10 protein-coding genes are annotated in these 12,086 nt (G+C 40.5%); all 10 read right to left on the reverse strand.

Annotated elements, in window-relative coordinates; translation table 11 throughout:
• Window positions 1-176: 176 nt before the first annotated feature.
• Window positions 177-920 carry a nucleotidyltransferase family protein gene (locus MJY40_RS14680; protein ID WP_317854927.1) on the reverse strand — a complete coding sequence of 248 codons (744 nt, stop codon included), beginning with the start codon at window positions 918-920 and terminating at the stop codon, window positions 177-179.
• A 1-nt stretch (window position 921) separates the two neighbouring features.
• Window positions 922-1,917: an RluA family pseudouridine synthase gene (locus tag MJY40_RS14685; protein ID WP_317854928.1), complete on the reverse strand. Its 996-nt coding sequence runs from the start codon at window positions 1,915-1,917 to the stop codon at window positions 922-924.
• 282 nt (window positions 1,918-2,199) lie between these two features.
• A protein-coding gene (gene prfB / locus MJY40_RS14690) for a peptide chain release factor 2 (RefSeq protein WP_317854929.1) occupies window positions 2,200-3,307 on the reverse strand; the annotation gives its coding sequence in 2 pieces (ribosomal slippage) (window positions 2,200-3,231 and window positions 3,233-3,307; 1,107 coding nt in all).
• A 351-nt stretch (window positions 3,308-3,658) separates the two neighbouring features.
• Window positions 3,659-4,288, reverse strand: coding sequence for a C39 family peptidase (locus MJY40_RS14695; RefSeq protein WP_317854930.1), 630 nt, complete (start codon window positions 4,286-4,288; stop codon window positions 3,659-3,661).
• Window positions 4,289-4,413: 125 nt separating this feature from the next.
• A complete protein-coding gene (gene secA / locus MJY40_RS14700; protein WP_317854931.1) occupies window positions 4,414-7,137 on the reverse strand; it encodes a preprotein translocase subunit SecA in 2,724 nt (907 codons plus the stop codon).
• A gap of 475 nt (window positions 7,138-7,612) precedes the next feature.
• The gene (locus MJY40_RS14705) at window positions 7,613-8,257 is read right to left on the reverse strand and encodes a potassium channel family protein (protein ID WP_317854932.1); all 645 of its coding nucleotides are present in this window, start codon (window positions 8,255-8,257) and stop codon (window positions 7,613-7,615) included.
• A gap of 233 nt (window positions 8,258-8,490) precedes the next feature.
• Complete coding sequence (locus tag MJY40_RS14710; protein WP_317854933.1) at window positions 8,491-9,834, reverse strand: TrkH family potassium uptake protein; 1,344 nt, start codon at window positions 9,832-9,834, stop codon at window positions 8,491-8,493.
• An 8-nt stretch (window positions 9,835-9,842) separates the two neighbouring features.
• Window positions 9,843-10,409 carry an HD domain-containing protein gene (locus tag MJY40_RS14715; protein ID WP_317854934.1) on the reverse strand — a complete coding sequence of 189 codons (567 nt, stop codon included), beginning with the start codon at window positions 10,407-10,409 and terminating at the stop codon, window positions 9,843-9,845.
• 150 nt (window positions 10,410-10,559) lie between these two features.
• Window positions 10,560-11,240, reverse strand: coding sequence for an MBL fold metallo-hydrolase (locus MJY40_RS14720; RefSeq protein WP_317854935.1), 681 nt, complete (start codon window positions 11,238-11,240; stop codon window positions 10,560-10,562).
• A 225-nt stretch (window positions 11,241-11,465) separates the two neighbouring features.
• A complete protein-coding gene (locus MJY40_RS14725) occupies window positions 11,466-12,023 on the reverse strand; it encodes a beta-class carbonic anhydrase (protein WP_317854936.1) in 558 nt (185 codons plus the stop codon).
• Between the last annotated feature and the right edge of the window lie 63 nt (window positions 12,024-12,086).

Raw genomic sequence — 12,086 nt, forward strand, 5'->3', positions numbered from 1 at the left:
ATCGCATTTCGTCAGGGTCATCACTTTGCATTGCAAAGTCAGCTTACGCTGCCCGCATTCTTGCGGTGAATGGGACAAAAAGCGATTTCTAGGTGCTTTGCAAAAGCACTTGTGCGAAGAAATCGTCTTTTTTACCTCTGCTCAACCACTTGAAATCCTGATTTCAAGTGAATCTTTTACAACTTACCTTGTGTCACCAAGTCATTGACTTCTTGGTAGCTGGCTGGTGTACCAATATCGAAGCATTTACCAGAGAAGGTATATGCATATACTTCTTGTCTTTTGTAAAGCCATGCTGGGAAATTGCCTGGTGCATCTGGTGAATTGCCTTCTGCCAAATACTGGTCAATCAATTTCACAGTATCTTGTTTGTACAAATAAGATGCAAACACAGCTGTATTGGATTTTGGGTGTTTTGGTTTTTCTTCAATATCCAAAACCTTTCCATTTTCATCCAGCAAAGCAATACCAAATTGTGACAATTCCGCTTCGTTTTTCCAAACTTTGACACAAACGCAATCTCGATCCGCTTGACGATAGTAGTCCACATAATCCACCAAGGAATAGGTGAAGAAGTTATCACCAGCAACCACCATCAATTCATCATCAATGTTACATTCTTTGATGACAAAGGAAATATCGCCAATTGCGCCTCGTTTATTGGAATCGTCTGTGGTGCCATCATCCAACACAGTGATTGGAATTTTGCTTGTGATTTCCTTGTTCCATTCCACAAATTGTGGATAGAACTTGGTATTGCTGACCACATAAATGGCATCCAAGCCATCAACATGGTTCATTTGTTCTACAATATAATCAATAATGGGTTTGCCACCAATGGGTAGCAATGCTTTTGCTCTCTCTTTTGTCAAAGGGTATAGTCTTGTTGCATAACCAGCAGCCAAAATAATTGCCTTCATGTCATCGCTCCTCGCTATTTAAGCTTTGTCCAAATAATTCTTCTGTAATGGTTGCAAATGTTTTTGGCAATGGTGCTTCCCACACCATACCTGATAAATAAGATAATTCGCCTTCTATTTTGCCAAATTCCAACCTTGCTCCATGCAAAAATTGGTTGGAAAGACCAAAGGAAATGCGAAACTCTTCATTGACACGAGCCACACCATATTTGCGGTCGCCTACAACAGGATGTCCTAAATACTCCATATGTCCACGGATTTGATGGGTTTTACCTGTCACTAGTTGCAATTCCAAAAGGGTATAGCCTTCTGTTGCATATGCTAATGGCTTGTATTTCGTTTGTGTCAAAACACCTGACACGCCTTCTTCGGCAGAAATACGCACCTGATTGCTTTCTTGGTTTTTGGAAAGATAGGCAGAAATTTCACCTGCTTCTTCCACTTTCCCCTGCACCACTGTCCAATAATACTTGTCCACTTGACGCAAGCGAATGATTTCATTGAGTCCTTGTACGCCAGACAAGGTTTTACCAACCAACACAATACCACTGGTGTTACGATCCAATCGATTACACAAAGCAGGTGTAAAGGTTGCATCTGCACTGGGCTCATATTGACCTTTTTCATGCAAATAATAAAGCACTTGGTCAATCAATGTATCGGTATCGGTGCTCTTTTCTGGATGCACCAAAAGACCTGCTGGTTTGGACACTGCCAACACATCGTCATCTTCAAATACAATTGCAAAGTGACGTTTTGCAGCAGAAAGTTTTTTTTCTTCCATAAAAGAAGCCATGGTTTCTTCTGCAAGATACAACTGAATGGTGTCTCCAGATTGCAACATTTCATTGCCTTCTGCTTTTTTGCCACAAAGTTTGATGCGTTTTTTACGCAACATCTTGTAGATGAAGCTTTTGTTGGCTTTGTTCATATATTTCAACAAATACTTATCCAGTCTTTGATTTTGTTCGTTTGTTGTGATTTTGATTTCTTTCAAGAGATTTTCTCCTCAATGGGTATATATGGGAGGGCATGGAAACCCTCCCCTACATGGTTATTTGCTGATTTACAGACACCCGCAAGGGGCGTCCCTACAATTGCATATTTGCATTTCGGTCGATTCGTGAATCGCCCCTACAATTGCATATTGCATTTTGTAGGGGTCGGCGTCCCCGACGACCCGTTTGGTTTGTATTTCGGGCGACCACAGGTCTCCCCTACATGCCAACGGAGCGATGAGGGCATCGCTCCCTACATTCCAATATAACTATTGATCCTATTAGGAATGAATCCAAGCCAAATATGCTGCCATGAATGCGTCAATATCCCCATCCATAACTGCGTCTACTTTACCTGTTTCTTGTCCTGTTCTATGGTCTTTTACCATGGTATATGGCATAAACACATAAGAACGGATTTGGCTACCCCAAGTGTTTTCCTTGACATCGCCACGGATTTCTGCCAATTTTTGCAATTGTTCTTCGATTTTCAAAGCCAAGAGCTTGCTTTTCAACATTTTGAAAGCACGATCTTTGTTTGCAAATTGACTTCTTTCATCTTGACATTGTACCACACATCCTGTTGGGAAGTGAGTGATACGAATTGCAGATGATGTTTTGTTGATGTGCTGACCACCAGCGCCACTTGCACGATAGGTATCGATACGAATGTCATCTGGGCTGATTTCGATTTCATCATTGTCATTTTCGATTTCTGGCATAACATCACAAGATGCAAATGAAGTATGTCTTCTACCTGAACTATCAAAAGGAGACACACGCACCAAACGATGGATGCCTTTTTCTGCTTTCAAATAGCCATATGCATTTTCGCCATTGACTTGAATGGTTACAGATTTGATACCCGCTTCTTCACCATCCAACATATCGAGAATTTCCACTGAATAGCCAGCAGATGCTGCCCATTTGGAATACATACGGAAGAGCATATTTGTCCAGTCACAAGCCTCTGTACCACCGGTACCAGCATGCAACGTTACAATTGCATTGCTTCGGTCATATTCACCGTCAAGCATGGTTGCAATATGCAAATCTTCGTATTCCTGTTCAAAAGTTTCTCGCATTCCTTTGACTTCTTCGTATACATCTGAATCTTGCTCTTCAATACCCATCTCAATCAAAGTATGGATATCTTCAAATGTTTCCACAAGACTTTCAAATCTGCCTACTTTTGTTTTGAGCACCTTCAATGTTTGCAATGTTTTTTGGCTTTTTTCCAAATCATTCCAAAATTCAGGATCAGCAGACAGTTCTTCCAATTCGGTTATCTTCTCCTTTGCGCCTGCAACGTCAAAGTGAAGCCCCCATTTCCTCTAATTTTTCGTCGTAAGCAGAAAGCCCGAGACGGATCTGTTCTAATTCGAACACTTAAAATCAACTCCTTCAAAGTTAAAATATTTTGTATTACCCTTTTGTTATAATCCCAATTAAACTGAACAAGACCTAATATGCTTGTATATATCTTAATTATGTAGGGTACGCATTGTATGCATTCCACTTTCGGTACGCATACAATGCGTACCCTACATAAATTTGCTATAGCACACAAAAGTCCATTTATATTTAATTAGGAGTAATATATATTACACGCATTTAGACGGAGAAGGTCTATTTGCGTTGCAATCTTAATTTACTTTTGCGGTTGGGTCAAGACCCAACCCTACGTTGTATACGGTGTTGTAGGGGCGAACCTATGTGTTCGACCGTTTTCCAATTGTTTCAATCCATTTCCATTGGTATATCCATTCCAAACGCAATGAAATTCCCTGAAAAGGATGCTTCCAATGGTTTTACATCCACCTGATAAGCAGGCAATGTATTTTCCAAAAAGCAAGATGGATGATGCACCAAGAATCCAGTCAGATTCCCAGTTTCGTCATATGTACAACCATATGCCACCACCAAATGACCACCTTTGCCATAGATATTTCCTGTTTCCTCATTCACCAAACCACCACGAAAACGAGGTGTGATGGAAATGATACAAGGATGATTTTGTTCCAATTCATTTGCAACATCTGTCAAGGTTTTGCCACGATAGGCAACAGCAGATATGCCAAATTCTTCTGCCATATGTGCCAAACCTGCATGAATCCAACCAATACCTGGGTTATAGGCTTCTTGTGCCAAACCTTTTTCAATCATTTCACCTTGATTGGGGCAACTTGGCTTGTTCTCTGCCAATAAGAACCCATCCAAAATCATACGCAAAGAAGCAATGCCACAACCACGTTCTGTCCAACTGATTCCTTCCAATTCACTAGAAAAACCCGATGATTGCCAGTTTTCAGTTGTGATGCGTTGGTTGTAAAAAGGAATTTCAAAGGATATTTTTACATATCGGTTCATGGGATTCCTCCTTTTGGGTTGCGGTATTTACAGGCAATTGTTGTTTTGGAATATAGATTCGATATTACGGGCGATTCGTGAATCGCCCCTACAATTAAATCTTATTTACCACAGTTGTTGCGGTCTTAACGTCCGCAACATTGTTTATATTTCTTACCGCTACCACATGGGCATGGTTCGTTTCTACCTACTTTGTCACTAGCAGCTTGTGGTTTTGGTGGTTCTGGAGCCACTACTTTTTTAGGTGCTGCTGGTTGTGGTGCCATTGGTGCTTGTGCCACAGGTCCTTGTGCTACAGGTCCTCTTGCCATAACAGGTCCTCTTGCTTGCGCTTGCATTCGAGGTCCAGGTTGTTGTGGTCTTGGTTGTTGCACTTGTGGTTGTTGTGGAGCACTGCCATCTGCTGGTTGTTCCACAGGTTTTTTTACTTGGATTTGTACACGCATACGATACAAAACTTTGATGGTATCTTCACGGATATGATCAGACAATTCATCAAACATATCATAAGCATTGAATTTATATTCTGTCAAAGGATCACGTTGTGCATAGGATTGCAAACCAATACCTTGACGCATATGTTCCATATCATCAATATGTGTCATCCATTTTTGGTCAATGACTTTGAGCATAACCACACGTTCCAATTCACGCATACGAGGTGCGCCAATTTCACGTTCTTTTGCTTCATATACTTTCACTGCAAAGCCTTGCAAGTCTTCTTTGAATTTTTCTTTGGTCATATTTGCCATTGCTTCTGGTTTCAAGCCAATTTTACCAACAGGTACAATTGCTGCAAAGTATGTGCCAAATGCATCCATATCCCATTCTTCTGGCAATTGGTCTTCGCCAATGAAACGATCAATGGTTTTGCCAACAACTGTTTCAATCATACCAATGATGCTGGCACGCAAGTCTTCACCATACAACACACGTTTACGTTCTTTGTAGATGATTTCCCTTTGTTCATTCATAACTTGGTCGTAATCCAAAAGTTGTTTTCTGACTGCAAAGTGATTGCCTTCTACTTTCTTTTGTGCACCTTCAATTGCTTTAGAAAGCATACTTGCTTCGATTGGATCATCTTCGCTCATACCCATAGCATCAACCACTTTCATGGTTTTTTCAGAGCCAAACAAACGCATAAGTTCATCTTCCATAGAGATATAGAAACGAGATTCCCCTTTATCACCTTGACGACCGGAACGTCCACGCAACTGATTGTCGATACGTCTGGATTCATGGCGTTCTGTACCAATGATACGCAAACCGCCAACTTCTGGCACACCTTCTGCAAGCTTAATGTCAGTACCACGACCAGCCATATTGGTTGCAATGGTAACTGCATTCATTTGACCTGCATCTGCAACAATTTCTGCTTCTCGCTCATGTTGTTTTGCATTCAAAACTTGATGTTTGATGCCTGCTTTTTTCAAATATTCACTAAGCTCTTCAGATTTATCGATGTTAACAGTACCCACCAAAACAGGTTGTCCTTTTGCATGTGCTTCTTCGATTTCACGGACAACTGCTCTAAATTTGCCTGCTTCTGTACGATATACCACGTCATGGTGATCTTTTCTTTGTACTGGCATATTGGTTGGAATTTCCAAAACATCCATACCATAGATGTTTCTAAATTCATCTTCTTCTGTTTTTGCAGTACCCGTCATACCACCACGTTTTTTGTATTTGTTGAAGTAATTTTGGAAGGTAACAGTCGCCAAAGTTTTGCTTTCGCTTCTGACTTTCACACCTTCTTTTGCTTCGATTGCTTGGTGCAAACCATCAGAATATCTTCTACCTGGCATCATACGTCCAGTGAATTCATCAATGATGACGATACCATGTTCTTCAGAAACCACATAATCTTGGTCTTTGTGCATGGTGTTATTTGCACGCAATGCATTGTTGATATAATGTTGCAACATGGTATTTTCAGGATCAGAAAGATTTTCAATTTTGAAGAAATGTTCTGCTTTTTGTACCCCTTGTTGGGTCAAAACAACAGATTTTCCTTTTTCATCGTAAATGAAGTCTCCTTCTTCTTGGACTTCTTCTTTGAGCAAAGGATTCATTGCATCTTGCTCATTGAGGATGCTACCACGTTTCAATTGTTTTGCAAAGAAATCTGCATATTTGTAGAGTTCTGTGGATTTATTGCCTTTACCAGAAATGATAAGAGGTGTTCTAGCCTCATCAATCAAAACAGAATCGACCTCATCGATGATGGCATAGTTGAGTTCTCTTTGCACCAAATCTTCACGACGTACCACCATGTTATCACGCAAATAATCGAAACCATATTCATTATTGGTTCCATATGTGATATCACAAGCATATGCTGCACGTCTTTCTGCTGGGCTCAAACCATTGACAATACAGCCAACAGTCAAACCAAGGAAACGGAACACTTCACCCATCCAATCGGAGTCACGCTTTGCCAAGTAGTCATTGACAGTAACCACGTGAACCCCTTTGCCTGCAAGGGCATTGAGGTATGCTGGCAATGTTGCCACCAAAGTTTTACCTTCACCAGTTCTCATTTCTGCAATACGTCCTTGGTGCATTACAATACCACCAATGAGTTGCACTGGGAAATGACGCATATTCAACACATATGGTCTGGAAGATGCTTCTCTGACAGTTGCAAATGCTTCTGGCAAAATTTGGTCTAGTGTTTCGCCTTTTGCAAGTCTTTCTTTGAATTCTACTGTTTTTGCTTTCAAATCTTCATCAGAAAACCCTTTGTATTGTTCTTCCAATGCTTCAATTTTTTTGACTATGGGAGTGATTTTTTTGAGTTCTTTATCACTGTAATTCCCAAATAGTTTTTCCATTAAACCCATTTTGGTTCACCTCATTTTTATTTTTTTCCATTGATTATGGAGAATTGATATATGCTACATTTACTGTCTACCTGCAAAAGGACAGACAACTACATTCTTATAGTTTAACAGAAGAATCCTTTGCATACAAGGGAAAGTTGTTTGTTTGCAATGGTTCTTTCCTAAAATTATCTTAATCTTTACAAAATTCATAATAACGGGCGACCACAGGTCGCCCCTACGATTGCATAATTTATGATTTGTGGTGGTTTATGATTATTGCGGTCGATTCGTGAATCGTCCCTACAAGAATCGCTTCTATTATGGATTTCACAAATTATAGAGAAAATTTCTTTTCTCTCTTTAGTCCTTCACCATTCACCATTAGTTCTTAGTCGCTTTTCAAAGTCCTTCACCATTCACCATTAGTTCTTAGTCGCTTTTCAAAGTCCTTCACCATTCACCATTAGTCCTTAGTCGGTAAGCTTCGCTTACCTCATCCTGTTACTTTTTTGATATCATCAATATGACCCAAAACCATCAAATGTTCTTCTGCATTGAACACATAATCAATGTGTGGCATAGGCACAATGGTATCACCAGATTTGGTTGCCATAATGTTCATTTTGTAGCGTTTACGGAAGTCCAATTCACGGATGGTTTTTCCAATCCATTCTGGCGCTGTTTGAATCTCCATGATATAGAAATTTTCTGTCAATTCAATGCAATCAAAGATATTATCGCAACTGATGCTGATGGAAATGCTTTCTGCAATATCCTTTTCTGGATACAAGATTTCATCTGCTCCATTACGCAACAAGAACTTTGCTTGGATGTCTTCATCTGCTTTGCTATACACCAATTTTGCCCCCATTTCTTTGAGTAAGCTGGTGATTTGTAAGCTATTTTGGAAGTTGGTACCCATACAAACGAAACAAGCATCAAAGCTTTCCACATCCAATGCTTTCAATACTTCTGGATTGGTGCAATCGCCAATTCTGGCACTGGTCACATAGTCCATCATATCTTCCAAATTGCATTGGTCTGTATCCACAATCATCACTTCACATTTTTCTTTCAACAATCCTCTGCACAAGTGATGTCCAAAGGAACCCATTCCAATAATTAAAAATGATTTCATAATTTTCACCTCGTTGTTGTATTTGGTTATGGATGGATATGGAATCCACCCCTACAGTTACATTCAATCTATCATATAGCGGTTGATTCGTGAATCAACCCTACAATTGCCACTACGCTTGCGTTTTTTGTAGGGGATGGCGTCCCCGACATCCCGCTTAATTTGTGGCTATTTATGACGGCAAGAGCAGAGCCCCTGCCCTACAATTGCATCCTATTTTAGAATGCAAGCCATTAGCCTATCATGATTTTTTCTGTTGGTACCATGATTTTCTTGGCTTTGCTGGTATCCAACAATGCACCTGTCAAAGACACACTGCCCACTCGTCCAAAGAACATAATCAGTGCAATTAAGGATGCAGATCCTGTACCCAAGGAACGTGTGATGCCTGTGGACATACCAACGGTTCCCATTGCTGAAAAGGTTTCAAACAATACATCCATACCAGCCAAACCTTCCCATGCACAAATGAGGAAAGAAGCCCCCAGCACAAAGAAAATATTGATGACAAAGATGGCAACTGCCTTTTGTAATGCTTCTGGTTCAATGCTTCTACCAAACAATGATGGTCTGGAATTGCCCCTAGCACCAGCAATGGTAAAGAGCAACAACACTGCAATGGTTGTGGTTTTGATCCCACCAGCTGTGGAACCAGAACTACCACCAATGAGCATCAAAATCATAGATAAAATCTTGCTACCATCAGTCAAAGCAGCTGTATCCACTGTGTTGAACCCTGCTGTTCTACAGGTTACAGATTGGAACAAAGCAGTTACACTACGTTCCCATAAATTCAAATCTGCGCCAGTGCCTTTGGTTTCCATCCAGAAAAATGCAATGGCACCACCAAAGGTCAAAATCGCAGACATAAGCAATACAATTTTTGTATGTAGGTAGTATTTTTTCCAATTTTTCTTATTGTGCAGGATATCTTCCCAAACAAAAAAACCCAATCCACCAAGGGTAATCAACATCATAATGACAAAATTCACCCAAGGGTCTCCAGCATAGGACAACAAAGAATCATAAGGTTGTTTGATGCCCATTAAGTCAAAACCAGCGTTACAAAATGCAGAAATGGAATGGAATATGCTATAGAAAATACCTTTTCCAAGTCCAAACTCCGGAATGAATTTGATGGACAGACACAAAGCTCCAATTCCTTCTACAATCAAGGTTCCTGTGACAATTCTTTTTGCAAAATTGGTGATACCGCCAAGTCTTGTGGCATTGATGGCTTCCACCATCATTTCTTTTTCACGTAGAGAAATCCGTTTGCGGAAGAATTGCATGAATCGTATGCCAATGGTCATAAAACCCATACCACCCACTTGGATGAGCAGTAAAATGACAATTTGACCGAACAATGTCCAATGTGTTGCAGTATCCACCAGCACCAAGCCGGTTACACAACTGGCTGAAACTGCTGTGAATATCGCTTGCAAAACCGTTGTTTCTCCATGTGATGAAATGGGCAACAACAACAAGATGGTTCCCACCAAAGAAACGCAGAAATAACCCAAAGAAACGATTTGCACATTGGAAAATTTCTTTGCTTTCAACATCATTTTTTCCATAATTCCTCCTACAATCCAAGCTCCAATTTTTTGATGGTATCTTCCTTTGCCATTTGACGCAATTCCACCAATCTTGGATCTGCTTGTTCTGCTTCTTTTTGTCCATATGTTTGATTCAATTCGTATTCCAATGGCAACCAACCAGAAAGTGGTGATTCGTTGTGTTGGAGTACTGCTTCTATTTTATCCAAGGCTTTGTAGATTTTGGCTTCCCTTGATTCTAAGGCAAGCATTTCTGTAAACAACGCCTGTAATTTGCTCTTTTGTGGTTCTGGAATGCTGTCTATCCATTGGAATAGGACTGCATCTTCATGGGCAGAATCCGCTTCTGATTTCCAAAAGGATGGAATATCCTTGGTGATAGCTTCCCCTAAGTCGTGTACGATACACATACGCAAAATCTTGTTGAAATCTGCGTCTGCCAGCTCGTCTTCCAAAAGAAGTGCCAATAAAGATACACGCCAACTATGGTCTGCAACGCTTTCCCATCTACCTTGTTCACTGACAGAATGTCTGGTATATTCTTTTAAATTGTTTGCAATGTGCAGAAATTCAATGAGTTCTCTGTTGTTCATGGTTTTTCCTTTCGTGGTGGTTCATGACGGGCACCCACATAGGGGTGCCCCTACAATTGCGTATTGATGTTTTGTGGTGGTTCATTGCAGGATGGGAAACCCATCCCCTACAGGTGTATTGATATTTTGTAGAAATACATGCAGATATATTTAAAGTTCAAATTCTTGGTTTGGATGTGTAATAATTGCCACTTGTTCTCCATATGCTTTGTCTTTTAGACGATTGCATACATCCATTTTGTTCCACAAATGCATTGGAAATACATGTTTCGCTCCTACTTGTTTCATAAAATAGTCCACAGCCCAATCAAATTTATCTTCCAAACGTGGGTCTACTGGTACAAAGGCAATATCGATTTCTTTGCCAATGAGTTTATTGGTTTCTGTTGTAAAACTACGTGCAATATCATCATTGAAATCGTCTGGTTCGCCATTCCAATGCCACCAATTCAAATCCCCTGAGTGATAGATGGTTTTGCCATCCACTTCCACCAAGAATGCAACACCTTCATCATTGGATTGCAAGGTTTCGATATGCATATCGTGGAAATCATAGGATGCACCAGCCACAACTGCAATGGATTCACCCGTGCAATGTTGACCCAATTTCACATCAGAAGAAACCACATAGGAAACATTTTTCCAATCTGTGATAACACGATCGAAATGGTCACTATGCACATGGGATACGAAACACACCACATCCTTGTCACCATAAGCAGTTGGATCGAAATATGCATGTGTTCCATGTTCTGTATAATAATCAAATAGCAAGACTTTGGTTTCGGTTTCCACAGCAAATCCACTGTGATGGTAATAGGTTGTTTTCATAGTTCCTCCTCAAAGACAAGACCTTGGGACGCTAGGTCATCACTTTGCAAGCAAAGCCACCTAGGGTGTCCGCCACTTCCTTGGCGGTGAGCCCCAAACCCTGCAAGGGGATAATCCCCTTGACCCTATTGTTAAAATTTATATTTATATTGGTTACCCATTTGTTTACGACAATCGATACTTGTAGGGGACGGGTTCCCCGTCCCGTTGGGTTTTCACTCTTCATTAGTCATTTTTCACTGCTCTTAAAAGCCCTGTTTCTGGATCCATAACAAAGCCAAACACTTCAATTTCCTTTGGAATCAAGCCATGGTTTGCAATGATTTCCACGGTATGTTGCACAGAATGTTCCACATCACCAAAACCAGTCATCCATTCTTCCACTGGCATAAAGTGTTCTGCTGCATGGTCAAGAGCATCTTGTGTCACACCACGAGCACGCATTTTCTCCACAATTTCCACACCATTCAGTGCTTTGCCACCACAATCATCATGTCCAACCACCATAATGGTATCCACATCCAATTCATAGATGGCAACCAACAAGCTATAAATCCCACTACCACAAGGATGTGTCAAAAGTGCACCTGCATTGGTGATCATTTTCACATCGCCATTTTTCAGACCCAAAGCTGCTGGTAGAAGTTGTGTCATTCTGGTGTCCATACAAGATAAAATGGCAATTTTACGATCTGGATATTTGGAAGTGGTGTATTTCAAATACAATTCATTGTCTACAAAAACTTCGTTGTACTGCAATATTTTGGCTACTCGTGCATTCATATGATGTCCTCATTTGCTTTCTATGTACATTGGGTCAGTTCCATTTTCACAGTCTTATCTATT

The organism is Chakrabartyella piscis, assembly GCA_030067835.1.
GTDB classification, from domain to species: Bacteria; Bacillota; Clostridia; order Lachnospirales; family Anaerotignaceae; genus Chakrabartyella; species Chakrabartyella piscis.

Coding starts and splice junctions, on each gene's coding strand:
- MJY40_RS14680 (WP_317854927.1), bottom strand. CDS start 920: ATGAAGGCAATTATTTTGGCTGCTGGTTATGCAACAAGACTATACCCT.
- MJY40_RS14695 (WP_317854930.1), bottom strand. CDS start 4,288: ATGAACCGATATGTAAAAATATCCTTTGAAATTCCTTTTTACAACCAA.
- secA (WP_317854931.1), bottom strand. CDS start 7,137: ATGGGTTTAATGGAAAAACTATTTGGGAATTACAGTGATAAAGAACTC.
- MJY40_RS14705 (WP_317854932.1), bottom strand. CDS start 8,257: ATGAAATCATTTTTAATTATTGGAATGGGTTCCTTTGGACATCACTTG.
- MJY40_RS14710 (WP_317854933.1), bottom strand. CDS start 9,834: ATGGAAAAAATGATGTTGAAAGCAAAGAAATTTTCCAATGTGCAAATC.
- MJY40_RS14715 (WP_317854934.1), bottom strand. CDS start 10,409: ATGAACAACAGAGAACTCATTGAATTTCTGCACATTGCAAACAATTTA.
- MJY40_RS14720 (WP_317854935.1), bottom strand. CDS start 11,240: ATGAAAACAACCTATTACCATCACAGTGGATTTGCTGTGGAAACCGAA.
- MJY40_RS14725 (WP_317854936.1), bottom strand. CDS start 12,023: ATGAATGCACGAGTAGCCAAAATATTGCAGTACAACGAAGTTTTTGTA.